Source organism: Rhizobium sp. 21-4511-3d, assembly GCF_053522545.1.
Genome location: NZ_JBNWCF010000012.1, coordinates 199,086 through 219,379 on the forward strand (window position 1 = coordinate 199,086; position 20,294 = coordinate 219,379).

Below are 20,294 nucleotides of genomic sequence, written 5' to 3' on the forward strand. Positions count from 1 at the left end.
GAAATGTTCAGCCCTTGTTAGCGTGGCCTGCAAAGCAGCTTCACAGGATGGTTGGACATGAGCAATTTGAGGAAATCCGATATTTGGATGCGTTACATGGCCGCCGTTTCCGCATCTGCGGCGGGAAGAAATGCCTATTTCGTCATTGTTGCATGGCTTGCGGTTGATCCGGCCGATGGGCCATCGGTTATAGCGATCCTCCTTGCAGCGGGCAGCATTGCTGAATTACTCACGACGAACCTCGGTGGCATAATCGTTGATCGCTACGAACGGCGAATGATCTGCCTCGTTTGCGACTTTCTTCGTATCATCCTAATGATTTTGACCTTGCTCGGTTTATCGTTGTTCGATGTTCGCGCGGTCCTTTGCATCTCGTGGGTCCTCTATGCCATTCTCGACCGAACATATTTGACGACACTCCACGCAATCATTCCGACGCTCGGACCACCAGACTCCCTAGTTCGTAACAACTCAATTTCCTATATCAGCATGCAGGCTGGGAACCTGATCGCGGCCGTCGCTGCAGGCGCATTCCTCGTCCTGGTATCGCATTCCGCCGTCTTGTTGCTGCCCGCCTGCTGTTTTGCGGTGTCACTAATGGCGATGTCCAAAAAAGATTTTGAAAGTACTTACAGCGGGACGGCCGCTACTAAAGTCGCGAGAGTTATGAGTCGTAACGCGCTGCCGACAACTTTACCGTCTAGCGCATTGCGCCTTCTCGCAGTCGTTTACGCTCTCATATACGCGATGGGGATGCTTGTCAGTGTTCTGGCATCAACACTCGTTCTCAAGCAGTTGGCAGGGACTGCGCTTGATTTCGGCTTTCTTGAAGCGGCTTGGGCAGTAGGCTCGATCTTGGGATGCGTCGTTTTCTGGGCCGGTCCGGCGCGAACCCCTGAGCAGGTTGGCCTACTTTTGATTTCAGGGTGGCTTCTGTCAATCTTCCTGATGTTCGGATATCTTCACCTCGCCATCCTGCAATTTACTGTCCTTGGCGTCACCTACAACATCTCTCGCCTCAAAGTGGACGTTCATATCCAGAGATTGATCCCTTTGCAGGAACTCGGCCGATGCAGAGCGCAAGTCCATACGATATGCGTTGGGGTTGGGCTTCTCACCTACGGATCTATCGCTGCAATTGGCAACAACGCAGAGCCGAAAACGATTTTTGGTCTCTTCGGCCTTCTCATGGTGGCGACCGCCTTACTTGTATCGGTGAAAGGGAGCGCCGCCGCACGGGCGTCGCGTGAGACATGAGTGAGCGCCGATTTGACCGGGAACAGTTGCTGGGAACAATTTTTGACTTGTTTCCTTGGACGCGTCAGTACCGCGACGAGCCTATAAGGCATTACGCGGCGGCGCTCTATGACTACCGGCCGGCTGTAGCGGATTCGACTCGTCGCGAGGCCCGCAATACCCTCCGCAGATGGGTAACGAAGAAGGCGCTAGAACGTGGCTTCGGCCAAGCTCAGGCCGAACGGCTGGCCGATGATATTGATCAATATCCTGTACTGCAGACTGGACCGCATCTTCATCTGCTGATCGAGCCAGACGCTTTCTTCACCCATCTTTTTAGTCTGATGGGGCTCGCCGCACTTGGTAGCCGATCCTACATCTCCTATGCGTGTTCCACCGTTAAATTCGCGGAAAAGAGCCGGAAAGGGCCGGGCTGGTTGCGCCTCGATGGCCAGGCCATCAACGTTTTCGGGCTCAGCCGCCGGGAGATGATTCCCTACAGTATACTGGCCAAAAACCAGAAGTACGAGTTTGCTTTGAAGCCCGCTGAAGGCTTCTCGCACCCACATGACGCGATCGCCGCGCTGGAGCCGCTGCTTCCAGCCGGGCCGTTTCCTTCCGCAGCGGCAGCGATCAAAGCTGCGAACCTACATCTCTGGAATGCCCACTTCGACCAGCATGTCGATTTTCTCCAACTCGATGACGAAGATGTTTCCGATCTTGTGCTCATGCATCTGGATGATCCGAACTCATGGCTATGCCGCAAATTCCTTATTGATCCCGTACTGCCGGTCAAGATCCTGAGGACTATTGACAGACTGGCTTCCACCCCCTGGAGGGACTGGCTGAAAAACAGCACTCATTTCTTCTGGGGATGCGACCATGGCCGCATATTCCCGATGGAGCTCGGCGACGGCTTCCTGAGCCCAAGTAATGGTGAAGGTGATACCATTGCGTTGACGCGCGAAGGGCTGATGGAAGCGCTTGCGGCGGGCCGGATAATTCCAAACCTGCTCCTCGTCTTCATTGTTATTGCCATCTTGCCAGGTATCAGAGTCCTTGGCGGCAGTCGCCATACGGTTTACTACCCGCTGATGCGATACGCATTCTGTGCTGGTCTCGTCGATAGCGGTTGCGATGACAATCTCTTGCGGTCTCTCGTTCATGAAAGGCGAGCAAGTGCCTGGGGGCACCGTGTCATCCTGGAAACGGCAGAACCTTTTGCTCTGTTGCGTTCAAAGAGTGGGGCCGTTCCAAGTTTGATGTCGCGTTACGGCGCGGTGAGCTTGGACCAGGCGTGCGGATCGCTGGACGGGTTCTTGGAGGATCCCCTTTGGCAGGATCTTTCTTCCTCGCTGAAAAACGGGGGAGTTAGCACGACGGGCGGACCCTGGGCATTTGTTTAGGTACTGCTGGATTCCCGCGATCATGGATATGGAAGAGCTAAAACAGAAGCCTTTGAATCTGCTGTGATTTCGCTTGAAGCCTGCACGTTCCGAGTGTATGTTTTGATGTGAGGCAGTACGTGCTGCCTTGGGGCTTCGAAACCCCTGCTAGTGGCTGATACCGGCCGAAACGGTATCGCACTCCTTGACTTTAGGTCGGGGAGCCTGTGACGTATGTCCAGGTTCTCCGGAACTAAAGGTCACAGGGCCGTCTAGCACGGTTTCGAACTCCCCGATCACGGGTTAAGTGAGTTTCTTCAAGCGGGGACGTACCGCTTGAAACTCTCGCACGGGGAGTTTGCAATGAACCGCCAATCCGTAGTGCGTTTGTCACAGTCCAAAATTGCTAAGAAACCAGCGGCGCTGGCGCCATCAGCCGATGCTCACCCAGTCGACAGACATGTCGGCCAGCAGATCCGCATCTGGCGTATCCAGTCCAATGTATCGCAGAGCGATCTTGCCAAAAAAATCGGCGTCAGCTTCCAGCAGGTCCAAAAATACGAAAACGGTCGCAACCGGGTCAGCGCCTCGATGCTTTATCAGGTAGCAAGCTGCCTGAATACCCCGGTCAGCCGGTTCTTCGAGGGCCTGCCGGAACCCGAAGGTAGCCTCACATCAATTCCGGTTGCTGAAATCGATGAGCGTATTGCGTACATCTCCACAACTGAAGGTCGGCGCCTGATCGAAAGCGTCCTCAATCTCTCACCGCGGGTTCGCAGCAAGTTTGCGGCGCTGGTAACCTCGCTTGTGGATGACGAGGACTAAGGAATCAACGTCCGGAGCGGCTCGACGAACCGCTCCGGACTGCAGCCGAGAGTGAATTTTTAGATGCGTGCCTTGTAGATCGCGCGCTCATTGTTTCGCGCAATTGTCGTACCGAACCCTTCGCAGCGTTCGACCAGGTCGCTTAGGATTTCATCTGCGAGCCAGCCTTCTGCCAAAACAGGATAGGGTAGGCGCTGCTGACCTCGGCTTTCAAGGGCTTCTGCGCCGCCAACCACAATCGGCCGGAAATCTATCTCGTCGATCTCATTCTTCTCATTGAATGTGCACGTGGCAACCACGCTTTTCCAGACCTCTCGCGGGCTCCATTCGGTCTCATCCTTTGATGTATGGAACAGGAAGTTGCCGAGCCCGTAAAAAAGGGGAGCGTGCTTATAGATTTCCATGCCCTGTAAAACTGGTGCGCCGTGGCTGACGAAAGCGGATGCTCCATTGTCGATGCATAGACGCGCGAATTCCTGAACCCATTCCGGCACACGATGCCAATCCGGCTCCCAATGGTGATGATGGAGATAGGCGATGACGAAGTCGCCGTTTGCTCGCGCGCGCCGGATGGCTGCAAGCTGGGTGATCGCGCTTTCTGGTTCAATCTCGATGCGGCGCGCACTCGCAGATGCCCGACGGAAGACGGTCCCGAAGAAGTCGGCTTCAGCGCCGCTTATCGATGGAGGATCATTGGGCTGAGCATAGTTTGCGAGCTCCAGGCTTGTCGTTCCAAACCGCTGTTGGACTTGCTGCAGCAACGCAAAAGTTTCGTCGTCGACATCGAAGCTGCGCTCAACCTGCAGACGGTTAACACCGGGGCGTGCAGGCCGATTGTCAGTTCCATCGTCGGCATACATGAAAGCGGGACCAGGGCCGGCATCCATGGAAACCAAAGCAACTGCCTTTCCTGCGATGGAAGCGGAGGCCGCCCTGGACGCACTGCGTCGGTCTTTGCCGATCCCCGCATGGAGGAAGCCACGCAGCGAAGCCTCTTCGAGGGTCGACAGGACGCCTGGTGGGCCAAGATCGAAGGCGTGATTATTGGATAGCGACAGGACCGAAAAGCCGAAGTCTTTCAGGGCATCCAGAACCTCCGGCTGAGCGCAGCCGAAATAGGAGCCTTTCAAAGGCCAGCCCTCGTGGCGGCCGTAGATCGTCATCTCGAAGTTGGTAAAGGAGACGGGCGACGATCGAACGAGAGCTTTGATCGCCGCAAGCCGCGGGTCGTCGATGGCGCGCAGGTCATGATGTATAAGCGATTGCCCTGTAACAAGGAAAGTGAACGGTTTGGGCATGAGAACTCCAGCGATGGTGTGAAGCCGCCGCACAAAGCGGCGGCGCGCTCAACCTATTGATTGGGGGAAACATCGAGACCGAACCATTGCAGGCTGAGCCGCCGGAGCGTCCCATCCGCTTTGGCTTCGCCGATCGCCTTGTCAAAGACCGCGACGAGGTCTTTGTCCGATTGACGAAGTCCGATCCCGACACCCGGTCCCCAGGGGCCACCGGAAAGCTCCGGGCCATAGAACGCAGCATCGGCTCCATCAGGACCGTCAAGGAACGCCTTCCATGTAAAGTAGTCTGCGAGACCGCCGTCGATCCTGCCGGCGGCAAGATCAAGCTGCAGGTTATCCTGGGAATCGTAGCTGCGAATTGAGGCCGCTGTTCCGACCAGCTCGTTGAGAACGACTTCAGAATTCGATGACCGCAACACGCCGAGCGTCTTGCCGCTGAGAGCCAGCCTGATAGTGGCAAGGGTCGATTTCTTGGCGGCGTCGATGTCGGTGAGGTCGAGCTTGGCGGCGGTGTCCATAGGCGCCACCTGGAGGTCCTTGCGCAGCACAATCTGATTGAAGCCGCCGGCATAGGGTTGCGAGAAAGCAATGGATTTCTTGCGCTTCTCGGTAATCGCCATCCCCGACATGATCGCATCGAACTTGCCCACGGTCAGAGCGGGTATGATCCCGTCCCAGTCCTGGGCGACAAAACGGCAGTCGAGATTGGCGCGCCGGCACAGGTCCTTCCCGACATCGATGTCGAACCCGGCCAGTTGGCCATCCTCGCCTATGGCGTTCCAGGGTGGTGATGCGCCTTCCGAACCGATCGCTACGGAGCGTGGAGCGGCCATCGCTGTGCTTCCGATGGCAAGCTCCAAGCACATTGCAAAGAGCGTCAATTTCATGCGTGTTCCCTTTCTTATTGCTGGAGGCCGACTACTGCGATCCGGTTTTCAGGGCCGGCAGCCTGAGAAGACGGTTGGTTGCTTTCGTGCTGGATCGAAGATCGTTCGACGCGGGTGTTAAGCCGTTCCAGGCGACGCGCGAGGGCTGTAATCATGAAGGTCACCGCGAGGTAGATCAGCCCAGCCACGACGAAAACCTCATATGGCGCGAAGGTTGCCGCGACCAGCTGACGGGAAAGCCCGGTGACCTCGAGAAGTGTCACGGTGCTGCCAAGCGAGCTGGCCTTCAGCATGCCAATGACTTCATTGGTGTAGGCTGGGAGGACGATCCTGAACGCGAGGGGAAAGCGAATAAGAAAGAAGGTCTGGAGATGCGAAAGGCCAAGCGCCTGCGCTGCCTCGGTCTGTCCTCTCGGGATCGCGCGAAAACCGCCTGCGAGGATCTCGGTCGTGTGGGCGGCGCTGTTGAGGGTAAAGGCGATAACGGCACACCAGAAGGGCTCGCGAAATACGGGCCAGAGCATGCCGTGCCGGACGAGCGGCAGCTGTGCTAGTCCGTAGTAAACGATGAAGAGCTGGACGAGCAGCGGTGTGCCTCGAAAGACATAGGTGTATGAGAATACCACCGCTGCGGATATCCTGGCCTCGGAGGCGCGAATGAGAGCAAGGGGCAGGGATATCAGGAACCCGGCGATCAACGGTGCAACCGTCAGGAGGAGCGTGAGGAGCAGGCCACGCGGTAGTGAAACCAGTGCCTCGGAAAACGCATCCAGGTTCATTTTGAGCGCTCCGGAAGCTGAAATCTGTTGTTCAACAGTCTGAAGCCGAACAGCGCGACAGTCGTACAGGCCAGGTAGATCGCGGCGGCTGCGAGATAGAAGGGCAACGGGGCACGCATCGTGCCCGCCCCGATGAACGCAACACGCATGACGTCGCTGAGCCCGACGATCGAAACGAGGGCAGTGTCCTTGATCAGTGAAATGCAAAGATTGGTGTAAGCCGGCAGAGCCAGCGGGACCATCTGCGGCAGCAGGATGAAAACCCATCGTTGCCAGCGCGACAGGCCCAGGGACAACGCCGCTTCACCCTGTCCCTTAGGGATTGACGTCAGCGCGCCGCGGAAAATCTCCGCGGCATAGCCCGCAAAGACGATGGTCAACGCGCCAACGCCGGACGCGAAGGCATTTACCTCGATGTATCTGCCGGCAATCGCACTGATCGCAGCCGTCCCTCCGAAGAATGCCAGCAGGATGATCAGCAGCTCCGGTACGCCGCGGATTGTCGCGACGTAGGCTTGAGCCGTGCTTCGGAGATACGCTGAGTTTGCCGAGGTCCCCGCCGCCACAACCAGGCCGACCGCAGTTCCCAGGCAAACGCTGACGGAAAAGACCGATATCGTCACCATTAGTCCGGATAAGAAATGGTAATACATGCAGCAACCTCGGTTCTCGGAATGGAAGGCCGTGAGTGGTCGGTTAGTCACTAGTACTTAGTTGGCTTTAATTTATAAATGTACTTAATGAATAACCTATCGGCGATTTATTTACCCAATTTAACCTTCGGTTTATCATGCTGTATCTACTAAATATACTTTACAATTTGAGCGTCAATTTATAAGTTTCCGAAAATTGCGATAAGCAGAGCTTATGGGGTTTCGCATGGAAGTCGCCGGTACCGGGATCAAGCTCCGCCAGCTTCAGGTTTTCCGCGAAGTTATTAGAGCGGGATCGGAGCGCCTCGCAGGGCGTCTTCTCAACGTCACGCAACCGGCCGTGAGTCAGAACATCCGGCAGCTTGAGGAAGCCGTCGGCTTCCCGCTCTTCCTTCGGGAGAAGGGGAAAATGCGGCCGACTGACCAGGGATGGGAGTTGCTGCGTTCGATCGATTCAGCTTTTTCGGGCCTTGATCGCCTGCGGCAGAACATAGATGGCATACGGTCACGGGATCGGCGCTCGATCGCGATTGCGGCGCCTAGCGTATTCACGTTGCGCCTGCTGCCCGAGGTCGCCAAAGCTTTGAGACAAGAGCACCTTTTCGATCATTTGCAAGTTAGGTCAGGACATTACAAGGAAATCGCGGACGAAGTTCGTGACGGCCACTCGGACATCGGTCTGTCACGGCTGCCTATCGACGAGCGTCTGTTCGACTACGTGCCAGTTGCAAAAGCCACAAATGTCTGCCTGTTCGCCCGTGGCCACCGATTTGAAGACCTGCATACGGTAACTCCCGAGGATTTGGTGGGAGAACCACTAATCGACATCGACCCTCAGTTCTCGTCGCATCAGATGAACGTCAATGCGCTGCGCTTCATGGGTGCAGACCCCGACATCGCGGTGGAATACGATCTTCATGGGCATGATGCAGGCTTCGTTGCTGCTGGCATCGGTGTCTCGGTCACAAACAGTGTCATTGCGAGGGAATATCAGCAATTCGCACTCGATAGCCGAGGTTTCGAGCCTGGTGCTGCCTACCACTACGTCATATTGTGGCAAAAAGGACGAACGCTTGACGTCTCAACGAAGCGAGTGGTGGAGATTGCCGCCAGCGCGATGGCAGTGAACTAGGCTATCGACCGGCGCCCGACTTGATCGGCCTGGGGACGAGCAGGGGGCGCGTTGCCTGCCTGCTAGACGAAGCTTCCGTTGATCTCCGAACAAGTGCGCGAGGTGCGAGCAACCGAAGTGTCGATCGTCTGGAACGAGATTTTGTGGATCTGATTGAGGCAGTCTGCCGATGTGGCAGATCAGGTGCAGCATGACGCCGGATTGCTTCTCGGCAGCCTCATGCTTGTGCCCCGCACAAGACAAGCGGAATGTCATTTGCCTTTGCCGTACTCAGACGATTCGGCTAGTTCGCCATCTGCATCCTACACGTAATCAGTTTGTCGCCGGCAGCAGAGAAAGCGCCTCGTGGGTATCCATGCTGCCCTCTCGGAAGAACAGGGCGCCCGCTTTGGTTTCGATATCAATTCTGCGCGAGACGTGCGTCGGGTTGTAAGACTTTTGCGGAACGCTGATAGCAAAACTCTCGGGCATGGCCTGAGCACGTTAATGCTGACGCATCAAGCGGAGATCATATCGAGTTCCGGAACTCGGAGGTTCGCCCCGCTACGCGCGTCGTTCTCGCGCCAGCCCAGAGTATTTGTGCTGAAAGGCTCCGGCGATACGCTGCAACGCACTTTCACGTAGAGCGCTCGCACAACATTGACTGAGATCACCGGCCCGTAGTGAGGCTCGAAGCCGACAGCAACCTGCATAAGCCTACATACTCCAAGAAGCGCCATATGTATCGTAGTCTGAGGGGTTGAAAATTCTCATCGAAAAATCCATCTCACGCGCGGATTATTTGCAGTGGGGATTGCCGATGACAACAACACAGAAACAGCCAGAACAGCATGCATTCGAAGCCGACGTCAGCCGACTTTTGCACATGATGGTGCATTCGGTCTACTCGGATAAAGATGTCTTTCTCAGGGAACTGATTTCCAACGCAGCCGATGCCTGCGAGAAACTTCGTTATGAGGCGATCGCCCGGCCGGAACTCGCAGGCAGCGGATGGAGCCCTCAGATCCTGGTGACGCTCGACGAAGTGGCGCCCCTCCTCGTCGTCGAGGACAACGGGATTGGCATGAGTCGCAACGACCTGATCGACGCACTCGGCACGATCGCTCGATCGGGTACAAGGGCCTTCATGGAACGTATCGAGGCCGCCAAGGGCGGCGAGAGAGCCGAGCTGATCGGCCAATTCGGCGTCGGTTTCTACTCGTCCTTCATGGTCGCAGGCAAGGTCGACGTGATCTCCCGGCTAGCCGGAAGCGAGGATGCCTGGAAGTGGTCTTCAGATGGCAAGGGAAGCTACGACGTGGTGGCTATCGATCTCGCAGATGCTCCGACTAGAGGAACTCGCGTCGTTCTGCATCTTTTGGAGGACGCCAAGAAGTACACCACCAAGTGGGCCGTGGAAAAAATCATTCGCGATCAGTCCGGGCATGTGCCCGTGCCGATCAAGCTGATCGAGAAGCTCGGCGCCGAGCCGACTCAAATTACAGACGGCGCCGCACTCTGGACGAAGCCGAAGGGCGAGGTTTCGAAACAGGATTATGACGATTTCTATCATAATGTCTCCGGTCAGTACGACGAGCCATTGACCAACGTTCACTTTCACGCCGAGGGTCGCCACGAATACACGACGCTCGCGTTCATTCCTGGTTCTCAGCCCTTCGATCTGTTTGATCCGGACCGACAGGGTCGTATGAAGCTCTACGTCAAGCGCGTCTTCATCACCGACGACGCCGAATTGCTACCGCGCTATCTGAGATTCGTACGCGGTGTCGTCGATACGCCGGACCTGCCGCTGAACATCTCGCGCGAGATGATCCAGGAGAGCCCGGTTCTTTCGTCGATCCGTAAGGGTGTAGCCAGCCGTATACTTTCGGCGCTCGAAAAGATGGCGGAAGGGGAACCCGAAACCTTTACGAAATTCTGGGATCTGTTCGGCACGATCGTCAAGGAAGGCATCTACGAGGATTACGAACGCCGAGAACAGCTACTGAAACTGGCGCGATTCCGCACGACCGCGTCCAGCGAAGCGACCCGGACCCTTGCCGAGTACGTTGGCGCCATGAAGGAAGGGCAGTCGGCGATCTATTACATAACCGGCTCCAGTGTCGAACAACTCAACTCTTCTCCGCATCTCGAAGGTTTCCGCGCCAAAGGCATCGAAGTTCTTCTGCTTACGGACCAGGTCGACAGCTTCTGGCCGACCAATGCTCGTGACTTTGATGGAAAGCCGTTCAGATCGGTTACGCAGGGTCAATCCGATCTGGATGCGATACCGAGTAATAAGGATTCCGACGACAATAAGCCTTCGATATCAGCGGATGTGACCGCGTTCATCGAGTTCGCTCGTGGAGTGCTTGGCGAGGAAGTGGCCGACGTGCGTGTTTCTCAACGGCTAACCGAAAGTTCAGTTTGCTTGGTTGCGCCGGATGATGGGCTGGACCGACAGTTGGAAAAGATACTTCAGGGGGCCGGGCGGCTGCAGGCCGCGTCGAAGCCGATTCTCGAGATAAACGCGCAGAGCGAACTTGTGCAGAATATTGCCTCAGTCGCTGATCACGCGTTCCGAGAGGACGCCGTTCGCCTCCTACTGGATGAGGCTCGAATTCTCGATGGTGACAAACCCGGAGATCCCCGCGCTTTCGCCGGCCGGCAGGCCCGTCTGTTCAGTCGGGCAATCGGCCAGCACTGATCATCGTGCACCGAAGGATAGCTGGGGCAGAACTTTGATGGGATGCTCGCGGTCTAGAATACTAGCGTCCTAGGGCATCGCCTAGGTCATTGACGCCGCCCTACACCGCCCGGTTGCTGGGGCTTGTTGGAGGCGTTTTCAATGATAATAACGAGAGCGTTGCGTCAACGCTCTCGCAATTGGAGGTCTCGACGGCGGTGCGGCGCGTGCACAGTCCTCAGCCGCTTGGTTTGCTAGGCAGCTTTCGATAACTTTGCGTTCCTGAAACGAGTTTGATCACAACACGGGATTCGGGACGGCGCTCGAGCAAGATGGTGGTTCGGACTTTGAAGTTGCAGGTGTCGCGGGACTGGCAGCTGATGGGCTTGTGATCAGGTTCACGGTTCCACCTGATCCTTCGCGTTTCCTCATAGCCGGGAAACGCAGAACGCCATGCTTGTTGGCCGTTCTTCGTAACACACGAGGCGACGTCCGGTGTAGGCGCGCCCAAGCAGATGGGGTCGCATTGCGTTTTAATCTGAATTGACCAAGTCGAGACACCTCTTATGCGAAAAGAACGCGACCTATGATGCTGGCAGAATTTACCGCCTGTTCAGAAGCGGGCACGTTCGAGCCCCAGGGCGTGGTCGATACGATGACGCAGCCGAACGTCGCCCTCGATCAGCGGCTATGTATGACCACCAGCCAATAACGCTTTCATTAAAACCTTCCAGGTGGAGTGCGACGATCTCCTCGAAGAGAGCCTGTTCGAGCTGGGCAACGGACTGTAGGACATTCGCGAACTTCGTGATCTAATCGTCAGCGTTATCCCGAGAGTTAGGGATCGGGCAGCGTACCTTCCTGGTCGATGCCCACCGTCTCGTCCACCCTGATGGCAACAGCACTAACATCCTGGTGCTCTCGACGACGTCACCAAGCGTCAACCGCATGATGCGGGGAGGCATCATTTCATTCTGTATGAAACCCGCCACCGCATGAAGAATATGTCGCCGTTGGTCGGTCCCTTGTTCTGCAGACGGAGGTGGAGGGCGCAGGCGGCGCTGAGTACCGTCAGACATTCTCCTTGGTCGCCTCGAGGTCACGCTGCGGGCACAGGAAATCGCCGCGCGCAATGACGGGCCGACCTGTGGGACCTGGTTCAGCAAGCAGGCAACGCATGGAGCGAGCGGAGAAGGCCTTGCCGTTCAGCCCGGACCCTCCAAAATCCTTGCCACAAGCATGATTTCGACGAGCTCACGACCAACGCGGTCTAAAGCGTTTCGCGCCAAACCAGATTCGGGATTCGTGGCGTAGCGGGATATCAACTTGGCGAGTGCTTCAGCGGGTTCGGTCATGCCGGTATAACCTGATCAACGCGGCTGGCTCCATAGGATTAGCGGACAAAGCGATCGTCTTCCCCTGAGATAAGGCGGGCGTGATCAAGCCGCTTTGTGTAGCGGTGCAGATCGTTTGCGGGCGGGTAGAGGCAGCTCAGCTGTCGGCTGCGAGAGCCGGAGTGCTCGCAGAGCCTGCGTTTTCTTACTCCTAGCCGCTGATTCTGCCTCAAGATTAGTGCGGACCGTGGCGTTGAATAGAACTGCCTTGGCATCCGCCGACAATTTTTCGGGCTTAAAAAAGTGGTCTTTCGTAGCGGTCATGTTGTTTCTCCTGATGGGCTTTTATCTTCGAGCACCATGCGAAGCGCGGCGCGCTCGGGACCTTGAGGATGCAGGTACAGAAAGCGCTCGATTCGTATCGGGTTTAATGCCCACCAGCTTTGTTGGCGCGGTGCAGGACATGATCCATGCCTTCCGCGTTTCCCGTTGCAGGAACCGTCGATCCCCGTTGCTGCTCGATGCGAATTCAGCTCGTTCCATGTTGACCTCCAGGTGTCACTGCGATGAGCGGGCTGTCAGCCTTTTCGGGAGCTTCGACGGCTGCTATCGGCCTTGCCTTTCGCCGATGATGTCTTTGCATCATAACCCTGACCAAAATTCGTGCCACCGAGATGGCCGCCGCCGCTGGTGTTTTTCACCTGGCGCACCGCTCTCTGGATCTGCTGTTCGGCGTTGGTTTTTTTCATGTGAGGTTCCTTTTAACAAAAATAGGCCGAGGACATTCCTCGACCTTGTGACATACGGTCAATGCCAGTACATCCGTGGTCAAAGACCGGCGAGGTGTCAGGCTGCCTGAAGATTTTCGGCTGCGCTCTTGCCCGAGCGGCCGTCAGCCACGATGTCGTAGCTCAACTTCTGGCCCTCGGAGATGTAGCTCATCCCGGAGCGTTCGACGGCCGAGATGTGAACAAAGATGTCTTTGGAACCGTCGGTCGGCTGGATAAAGCCAAAGCCTTTGGTGGTGTTGAAAAACTTTACGATACCTGTATTCATGACGATTATCCTTCCAATCGCACGATTAGTCGCTGCCCGGCGCGAACCGCCGGCAGTCATTCGATCGATGTCTGAAAGAAAAGGTTCGCCAGCTGCGGCTTACCGCAAAGCAAAGCTCAAAAAGCAAATTCGATAGTTCATATATGGTCATAAAATTACATTCAGCAAGGCTGACACCGGCTTTTATTTTCATGTATCGCAGCCTGGAGCCTGAAATTATCGCCTCGATCTGCGGATCTATGCTTGTGACCAGTGGCGCGATCGGGTCTTCAAACTCGTTAACGAGCCGGGCCAGCTGTGCAGGAGCAGGAGCGGGGGCTTGGTGCTATCGCCTGTCATGTGCACGACCGCTGGCTTCGATCTCGGCCGCGAATTGGCGTCGCTCCTGAGCACGCCAGTCAAAGCTATCCATCCAGTAGCTGACAGACCTAAAGCTCTGCGTACTCCCTTCTCCTCGCACAAGCCGCGCATTCTGATCCTCTACGGTTCCCTGCGCACCGTGGCCTATAGTCGGCTTTTGGCACAAGAGGTGGCGCGCTTGCTGAAGCATTTCGGCTGCGAGGTGCAGATCTCCGATCCGGCTGACCTGCCGCTTCCCGATGCGGAACCCGCCAGTCATCCGAAGGTGCCGGAGCTGCGTGAGCTGTCGGCGTGGTCGGAGGGCCAGGTCTGGATCAGTCCGGAACGCCACGGCTCCATGACCGGCATCATGAAGGCGCAGATCGACTGGATCCCGCTTTCGGTCGGTTCCCTGCGGCCGACGCAGGGCAAGACACTCGCCGTTATGCAGGTCTCCCGCGGCTCGCAGTCGTTCAATGCAATCAATAAGCTTCGTGTGCTCGGCCGCTTGATGCGGATGATCACCATCCCGAACCAGTCGTCGGTCGCCAAGGCTTTCCAGGAATTCAACACTGACGGCCGCATGAAGCTGTCGTCCTACTATGATCGGATCGTCGACGTCTGTGAGGAACTGGTCAAGTTCACGCTCCTGACCCGTGATGCGTCTGCCTACCTCACCGATCGCTACAGCGAGCGAAAGGAAGAAGCCGAAAAGTTGGAGCAGCGCGTGAGCCTGAAATCCATATGAATGAGCGCGTTCCTGTCGCCGCGATCCTTGCGCTCCTTCTCACGCAGAACATCGGCTATGACACCCCCTATTACAGCTTCAGCATCCTGGCGCCCGACATGGCTGCGTATTTTGCGTGGTCGGCCGAATGAATCTCCGGCGCGCTTTCGGCCGCCCTGCTGATCGGCGCCTGAGCCCTGGCTCGGCAGCTTTTTCGACCGCATCGGGGCCGGGCGAGTGAGGACGATCGGCTCGATGGCGAAGGGTAGCCCTAAGATCCAATCTTGCACTTGTTAAATCCGAAACTGTACCCACATATGTGTTATCGACCAATGCTTGTGATTTTGAGCTCCGCGGGGCTCCGGCGTCTCTACCGGGCGGTCGTTCTTTCCGGCGGGTGTCGCCGGGACCAGGCGGGTTTAGCCGTTCCCGTGGGCGTCAAAGTTTCTGCTGACGGCTTTACCCCAAACAGAAGGAGGACAAAATGTCTTCCAATGAATATGCAGCATGCGTCTCGCAAAACCTGGTGCGAACGAGTTCTTTCGAGTACAGAGAACGAACAAATCCCCTCAGACATGTATTAAGCACAAGCAGCCTGAAATCGCTACCGTTGGTGGTAATGAGGGCGCTCTCACGGTCCGCATCGCAGTGGCATAGGGATCTGCCGCCAGCCTCATAGCGGCGGCTGCGCCGTCCCGCGCACGCGGGGCCCTCGTCCATATATAGCGGATGATCAGATAAGCGGACCGAGACCCGGGCCAAGCTTTTTAGCGTCATCGACCACTATCACCATTCAAGGAATTCATGATGAACCACATATTCCGCAAATCGGCGGACAAGCTCTTTCGCGTTGCAAATGTCGAGCAAGGCTCGAATGCCGAAAAGCTCCAGGACCTGCGACGGGAGATGCAGAAGCGATTGCTCGAGCGGAGACAAACGGAGCGAACTCTTAGGGAAGCCTCCCGTCTCGAAGCTCAGCGTCGCTCCATGACCTGGAGGGCAACCACCTGACCCAGTTCGATTATGCAAGTTCGGCGGGGTTGTACGCTGGGAAAGCGGTTCGAGGTCACAACGGGCCTCGCTACCGGCGTTTTGAGACAGCGGCCGAGGCCCTTCGTTTTGCGGTGGAAGATATGCCTGGCGCACAGCAGTTGGGCTGTCTTCTCGAAGTCGATGAGGCCCGTTTCGATCATCGACAGATCCGTGCGCTTTACGACGCCCCCTCGTATCCTCTCCACCGACGCGTTAAATGATGCAACCTTTTGTGATTTGAAACGAGATAGCTTGTTCCGCCGCAAGCGTTGGATCTCATGATGCGAAAGATGAAAATTGACCACGACTAAACAGCCTCTCAGCCTCGACGTGTGCTCCGAACTTGTCTGGCTCAAGATCATCGCTAGCTACCGTAATCCCGTGCGGGCGCGAAGCTTTTTCGAACTCGCTGTCACTTTGATCCCGTTTGTGCTTTTATGGACCGCCGCGGCAATCGCGCTGCAGTCCGGTTACTGGGTCGGCCTGGTGTTGGTCATCCCGGCTGCGGCTTTTTTGCTACGGCTGTTCATGCTGCAGCATGACTGCGGGCACGGGTCCTTATTCGCAAATCGGCGTTTGGATGATTGGACCGGTCGCGCCCTCGGTGTCCTGACGCTAACGCCTTACGATTACTGGCGGCGTGCGCATAATGACCATCATGCGTCGGCCGGCAATCTCGATGAACGCGGTGTCGGGGACATAACGACACTCACGGTATCGGAGTATCGCAATCTGCCGCTGGTGGGTAAGCTTGGCTATCGGTTGTATCGGAATCCATTTGTGATGTTCGGGATCGGCCCTGCTTTTCTGTTTCTCATCAAGCAACGGCTGCCGTTCGGAATGATGCGATCGGGCGCACTGCCGTGGATTTCCACCATGGCGACGAACCTCGCCGTTGCCCTGTTAGCGGCAGTGTTGATTTGGAGCGTGGGCATCATTCCTTTCCTATTGATCCATCTGCCGATCGTCCTCATTGCCGGATCCGCGGGCGTCTGGCTGTTCTATGTCCAGCATCAGTTCGAGGAGACCCACTGGTCGAGGCCGCCAGAATGGGCATTCCCATATGCAGCGATGCATGGAGCCTCCCATTACGATCTGCCTCGCCCCTTGCGGTGGATTACCGGCAATATCGGAATGCACCATCTTCATCATCTCTCCAGCCGGGTACCGTTTTACCGGCTGCCTGAAGTGCTTCGTGACCATCCTGAGCTCGCGAATATCGGCCGCATTGGAATTCGCGATAGTCTGGCGTCAGTCCGGCTCGTGCTTTGGAACGAGAAAACGCAGCGACTGATTTCCTTCAGCCAGGCCGAGAAGGAAGCCCAATGATTGCCTTATCTGCCGGTCTCACGTGGTATTTGCAGTGAACTCGGCCGATCTCTTTTCCGTACTTGCAATTGTGCAGTGCAGCATTACCTAGAGTATCCGGGACGTCGATTGGCATTCCGCAAATAGCGAGGATGCTCCATGAGAAGTCTTTCGGATACATTGCAGCGGCTACAACGATACCGCACCAGTCCGGTGATGGATGCGGGTCCAACCAGACTAACGCGGTTGGAGATCGCTAATGCTAATCCCGGCAACCTGTTCGGCTGGTACTATGCTCCCGAATCGGGCGATCGATCTGGCCTGCTTGCGCTTGTTGTCGTCCTGCATGGCTGCACCCAGACCGCGGCCGGCTACGATGCCGGATCGGGGTGGTCGAAATTGGCGGACGAATTCGGTTTCGCAGTTCTGTTTCCGGAACAGTCCCGCCAGAACAACCCCAACCTTTGTTTTAACTGGTTTTCCGACAACGACATTGAACGCGGTCGCGGAGAGGTTCGCTCGATCCGAGAGATGATCGATACGATGGTTTCTGACCATGGTATCGACCCCACTAGAGTGTTCATTACGGGGCTCTCAGCCGGCGGCGCGATGGCAAACGCCATGCTTGCCGCTTATCCGGAGGTGTTTTCCGGGGGAGCGCTTATTGCAGGTCTGCCCTATGGTGTTGCATCCACGGTCCCGGACGCGTTTGACCGGATGCGGGGCCACGGCCTGCCGTCCCACCAACGGCTCCAAGAGCGTCTCCGATCGGCATCGCCGCATGTTGGCCCGTGGCCCACGATATCGGTCTGGCACGGTACGGCCGACAAGACAGTCGATGAGTTGAACGCACGGGCCATCATTGAGCAGTGGAAGGCTATACACGAGGTTGGCGATCGGCCGGCGCGGTCTGACGCAATGGATGGACATGAACATCACATTTGGACAAATAGGGCAGGCGCGGACGCCATTGAGCTTCACCGCATTGGCGGCATGGGACACGGCACCCCGATCGACACGTCGAGCGGCTATGGCGTGCAAGCCCCCTATATGCTCGACGTCGGCGTCTCCTCAACGGAACACATTGCCCGCAGTTGGGGTCTCACGCCCTCCTTCGAGCGTCGCGTCCAACTCGATGCGAGGGCGACGACCTCCAACGAGACGAGAAGCGATGACCGCAAGGATGTGACGAATTATATCCAGGATGTCATCGAGAGCGCGCTGCGATCAGCCGGGCTTATCAGATGAGATGTCCTTGGCTGCCCCCGAGGAAGAAACCTGCCCTGAACTTACGCGCACTTAGGGTACTTCTGCGCGAGGAGCGGAAATGGCGAAGCTTTCCATAGAGCACCGGACGTCCTACAGCTACCGATGTCCCGTCCAACTCACGCCCTATCGGCTGTTGCTGCGGCCGCGCGAGGGACCGGATCTCCTGCTGCGACATCACCAGATCACGGTCTCGCCGGAAGGCAAAGTCGCGTGGACCACGGACGTGTTCGGAAACGCAATTGCGACCCTGACGTTCTCGGAGCCGACCTACCAGATCGAGATCATAAGCCATGCCGACGTCGACCTCAGATCGCAAGCCTGGCCGGTATTCGACATCGCCGCATCGGGCGCAACTTACCCCTTCCTCTACGACGAGCAGGATTGGAAGGATCTTGGCTCTCTCAGGAATGCTCAGTACCCAGACCCCTCCGGCGAACTGCAGCAGTGGGTCAGGGGCTTCGTCATGGGGAACTCGACAGATACGCTGTCGCTGCTGAAAGACCTCAGTGCCGGCGTTGCGAACGGCGTTGCCTATCAGGCGCGAGAGATCGAAGGCACGCAGGCTCCGCTGAAAACCCTTCGCCTAAGGTCCGGGAGCTGCCGGGACCTCGCGACGCTGCTTGCTGAAACTGTCCGGGTCCTTGGCCTCGGGGCGAGGATCGTGTCCGGATATCTCTATGACCCAGCGAGCATCCTCGTCGGTTCAACGCCGGGCGGATCGACCCATGCATGGGTTGAAGTGTTCCTCCCGGGCGCAGGATGGATCGCGTTCGATCCGACAAACAGGAGCATGGGTAGCGGCAACCTGATCCCGGTGGCCGTCGCGCGCGACATTACCCAGCTTATGCCTGTTTCGGGAACGTTTATCGGTCCTGCGGATGCATTCGTGTCGATGGATGTCGCCGTGGAAATCGCTTTGATCGCCTGATGGTGCGAGCGACAGACGAGAGCGGTTGAATTTTCCGTGGGCCGAACATAAACCCGGCGCGCTCTTGTAAAATCAGAACTTGCACCCATATATTGTTTATCGACCATTGCTTGTGATGTTGGTCCGGAGCTTCGCTCCCGTCGGATTCCTCTCAAAACATCGATCTTATCCCGCAAGGCATCGCGGGAACTACAACGATTGTTCTGAAAGGAAATCGTCATGACTACTGGCACCGTCAAATGGTTCAACTCCACCAAAGGCTTCGGCTTCATCCAACCGGATAACGGTAGCACGGACGTCTTCGTCCATGCGTCTGCCGTCGAGCGCGCCGGAATGCGTTCGCTCTCAGATGGCCAGAAGATCTCCTACGAGGTTATTCAGGACCGCAAGTCCGGCAAAAGCTCGGCCGAAAATCTTCAGACAGCTTAAGTTTTCATTCGCCCCGCTGACCACGGATGTACTGGCAGCAGAGCTGAGTGACTGTGAAAGGTCGGGTTAGCGCCCGGCCTTTTTGTTTTTGGCCGGCCTCTCCTCCGGCTTCGGTTCAACCGTCGACGTTTCGGATGCGTCCGAGCGACAAACCGAAAGAGGATTATCAGCATGACGAAGCAGGAGTTATTAAGCCGGAGAAGGTCTCCGCACGAGACAAGGCCGCGACCACCAGCCAAGTCGCGCGGCAGATCATTGACACGGAAGCGGCCGCGCGAATCCGCAAAACCGAGCGCTTGCGCGTATTACGAAAAGCGCATGCGAACGAGCTGAAATCAACTCGTCCCACTCGGCGCCGGAAGATGGCGTCCGCGGCAGCGTGAGGAGGGAATATCAGCGGGACCGGCGGTCGCGACCGACACTCTAACTGAAGGAGAGGATATGCCTCCCACCTATAGATTTTATTCGCCAAGCCCTTCCAACGCTGCACCAGCAGCGGTTGCTGTAGCGAGCTTCGTCTTTGTCCTGTTCTTGATCGCGGAGGGCTGGCTGTGGTGAACATATCCGTCGTGAAGCAGTCTCTTCTACGTAGGCTACTCAAAAGAGCAGACTATGCGACGCTTGATCTGAAGCCCGAAGCGGGAGCGGACCATGCGGCGGAGACCACTCTCATCGAGCAGATCCGGGCTGCGATGATTGCGCCGGATGACTATCCCGCCTCGACAGAAGTCGCGCAAAGGGCGGGCGAGCTGGCAGATCAAGAAACGATGTCTCGCAAGCAGGCTCAGCCCCTAGACGAGATGATTTTTATCGAGGAAAGCTGCGGACCGGAAAAGCAGATGGAATTCGCCACCAGCTCCAACGGCGACCGCTGGTTCGTATGCGATCAGAGCAAGGGTGAAGATGCCTTTGTTGTTGATTTCCACTGAGAGCTGACCCGGCGTTTCCACCGAGAAGTGACCCGCCTTTAGGTATCGTTTGTATTGGTCGTAGTGGTCAAGTTCCTGCGTTT

Annotated in this window: 20 protein-coding genes and 1 pseudogene; 14 read left to right on the forward strand and 7 right to left on the reverse strand. The window is 56.9% G+C overall.

Annotated elements, in window-relative coordinates; all coding sequences use genetic code 11:
• The first annotated feature begins 57 nt into the window (after window positions 1–57).
• The 3 genes from ACQZ5H_RS24600 (at window position 58) to ACQZ5H_RS24610 (ending at window position 3,446) form a co-directional block, all read left to right on the forward strand.
• Window positions 58–1,257, forward strand: a complete 1,200-nt coding sequence (locus ACQZ5H_RS24600) for an MFS transporter (RefSeq protein ID WP_449099191.1) — start codon at window positions 58–60, stop codon at window positions 1,255–1,257.
• Window positions 1,254–2,642 (forward strand): hypothetical protein, encoded by a 1,389-nt coding sequence (locus tag ACQZ5H_RS24605; RefSeq protein WP_112717313.1) that lies wholly within the window; start codon window positions 1,254–1,256, stop codon window positions 2,640–2,642. Before ACQZ5H_RS24600 ends, ACQZ5H_RS24605 begins: the two co-directional genes overlap by 4 nt.
• A 342-nt stretch (window positions 2,643–2,984) precedes the next feature.
• A complete protein-coding gene (locus tag ACQZ5H_RS24610; protein WP_112717315.1) occupies window positions 2,985–3,446 on the forward strand; it encodes a helix-turn-helix transcriptional regulator in 462 nt (153 codons plus the stop codon).
• 59 nt (window positions 3,447–3,505) lie between these two features.
• Here ACQZ5H_RS24610 and ACQZ5H_RS24615 read toward each other — a convergent pair whose 3' ends face one another.
• The 4 genes from ACQZ5H_RS24615 to ACQZ5H_RS24630 are packed head-to-tail and all read right to left on the reverse strand — an operon-like array spanning window position 3,506 to window position 7,063.
• The gene (locus tag ACQZ5H_RS24615; RefSeq protein WP_449099192.1) at window positions 3,506–4,744 is read right to left on the reverse strand and encodes a CapA family protein; all 1,239 of its coding nucleotides are present in this window, start codon (window positions 4,742–4,744) and stop codon (window positions 3,506–3,508) included.
• Between the two features lie 53 nt (window positions 4,745–4,797).
• Entirely contained in the window at window positions 4,798–5,631 is an 834-nt protein-coding gene (locus ACQZ5H_RS24620) for a transporter substrate-binding domain-containing protein (RefSeq protein WP_449099193.1), read from the reverse strand.
• A 14-nt stretch (window positions 5,632–5,645) separates the two neighbouring features.
• The gene (locus ACQZ5H_RS24625; RefSeq protein WP_449099194.1) at window positions 5,646–6,410 is read right to left on the reverse strand and encodes an ABC transporter permease; all 765 of its coding nucleotides are present in this window, start codon (window positions 6,408–6,410) and stop codon (window positions 5,646–5,648) included.
• Complete coding sequence (locus ACQZ5H_RS24630; RefSeq protein WP_449099195.1) at window positions 6,407–7,063, reverse strand: ABC transporter permease subunit; 657 nt, start codon at window positions 7,061–7,063, stop codon at window positions 6,407–6,409. The genes ACQZ5H_RS24625 and ACQZ5H_RS24630 overlap by 4 nt, the downstream gene beginning before the upstream one ends.
• Window positions 7,064–7,289: 226 nt before the next feature.
• On the opposite strand from ACQZ5H_RS24630, the gene ACQZ5H_RS24635 reads away from it, so the two are divergent.
• A complete protein-coding gene (locus ACQZ5H_RS24635) occupies window positions 7,290–8,195 on the forward strand; it encodes a LysR family transcriptional regulator (protein ID WP_449099196.1) in 906 nt (301 codons plus the stop codon).
• A gap of 312 nt (window positions 8,196–8,507) precedes the next feature.
• On the opposite strand, the gene ACQZ5H_RS24640 is transcribed toward ACQZ5H_RS24635, so the two are convergent.
• A complete protein-coding gene (locus tag ACQZ5H_RS24640; protein WP_162708712.1) occupies window positions 8,508–8,666 on the reverse strand; it encodes a hypothetical protein in 159 nt (52 codons plus the stop codon).
• Window positions 8,667–8,994: 328 nt separating this feature from the next.
• Between ACQZ5H_RS24640 and htpG the strand changes: the two genes are divergently transcribed.
• Together htpG and ACQZ5H_RS24650 are read left to right on the forward strand one after the other, a co-directional pair.
• Window positions 8,995–10,881, forward strand: a complete 1,887-nt coding sequence (gene htpG / locus ACQZ5H_RS24645; RefSeq protein ID WP_449099210.1) for a molecular chaperone HtpG — start codon at window positions 8,995–8,997, stop codon at window positions 10,879–10,881.
• Window positions 10,882–11,446: 565 nt separating this feature from the next.
• Window positions 11,447–11,572 (forward strand): hypothetical protein, encoded by a 126-nt coding sequence (locus ACQZ5H_RS24650; protein ID WP_449099197.1) that lies wholly within the window; start codon window positions 11,447–11,449, stop codon window positions 11,570–11,572.
• A 1,200-nt stretch (window positions 11,573–12,772) separates the two neighbouring features.
• Here ACQZ5H_RS24650 and ACQZ5H_RS24655 read toward each other — a convergent pair.
• Entirely contained in the window at window positions 12,773–12,943 is a 171-nt protein-coding gene (locus ACQZ5H_RS24655) for a hypothetical protein (protein WP_165402667.1), read from the reverse strand.
• Between the two features lie 97 nt (window positions 12,944–13,040).
• Window positions 13,041–13,250, reverse strand: coding sequence for a cold-shock protein (locus ACQZ5H_RS24660; RefSeq protein WP_025555398.1), 210 nt, complete (start codon window positions 13,248–13,250; stop codon window positions 13,041–13,043).
• Between the two features lie 337 nt (window positions 13,251–13,587).
• Here ACQZ5H_RS24660 and arsH point away from each other — a divergent pair, with 337 nt between their 5' ends.
• The 8 genes and pseudogenes from arsH (at window position 13,588) to ACQZ5H_RS24700 (ending at window position 20,211) form a co-directional block, all read left to right on the forward strand.
• Window positions 13,588–14,337, forward strand: coding sequence for an arsenical resistance protein ArsH (gene arsH / locus ACQZ5H_RS24665; protein WP_130279905.1), 750 nt, complete (start codon window positions 13,588–13,590; stop codon window positions 14,335–14,337).
• Window positions 14,334–14,571 (forward strand): annotated as a pseudogene (locus tag ACQZ5H_RS24670) (arsenite efflux MFS transporter ArsK); the annotation flags it as partial. The gene arsH and the pseudogene ACQZ5H_RS24670, both read left to right, overlap by 4 nt.
• A 1,074-nt stretch (window positions 14,572–15,645) precedes the next feature.
• Window positions 15,646–16,677: a fatty acid desaturase gene (locus tag ACQZ5H_RS24675; protein ID WP_130279810.1), complete on the forward strand. Its 1,032-nt coding sequence runs from the start codon at window positions 15,646–15,648 to the stop codon at window positions 16,675–16,677.
• Between the two features lie 138 nt (window positions 16,678–16,815).
• The gene (locus tag ACQZ5H_RS24680) at window positions 16,816–17,904 is read left to right on the forward strand and encodes an extracellular catalytic domain type 1 short-chain-length polyhydroxyalkanoate depolymerase (protein ID WP_130279811.1); all 1,089 of its coding nucleotides are present in this window, start codon (window positions 16,816–16,818) and stop codon (window positions 17,902–17,904) included.
• A gap of 79 nt (window positions 17,905–17,983) precedes the next feature.
• A complete protein-coding gene (locus tag ACQZ5H_RS24685) occupies window positions 17,984–18,853 on the forward strand; it encodes a transglutaminase-like domain-containing protein (protein WP_130279812.1) in 870 nt (289 codons plus the stop codon).
• A gap of 219 nt (window positions 18,854–19,072) precedes the next feature.
• A complete protein-coding gene (locus tag ACQZ5H_RS24690; protein ID WP_413708575.1) occupies window positions 19,073–19,282 on the forward strand; it encodes a cold-shock protein in 210 nt (69 codons plus the stop codon).
• Window positions 19,283–19,416: 134 nt separating this feature from the next.
• Window positions 19,417–19,665 carry a hypothetical protein gene (locus tag ACQZ5H_RS24695; RefSeq protein ID WP_449099198.1) on the forward strand — a complete coding sequence of 83 codons (249 nt, stop codon included), beginning with the start codon at window positions 19,417–19,419 and terminating at the stop codon, window positions 19,663–19,665.
• A gap of 171 nt (window positions 19,666–19,836) precedes the next feature.
• On the forward strand, window positions 19,837–20,211 hold the full coding sequence (locus ACQZ5H_RS24700; protein ID WP_449099199.1) for a hypothetical protein: 375 nt from the start codon (window positions 19,837–19,839) through the stop codon (window positions 20,209–20,211).
• Window positions 20,212–20,294 lie beyond the last annotated feature (83 nt).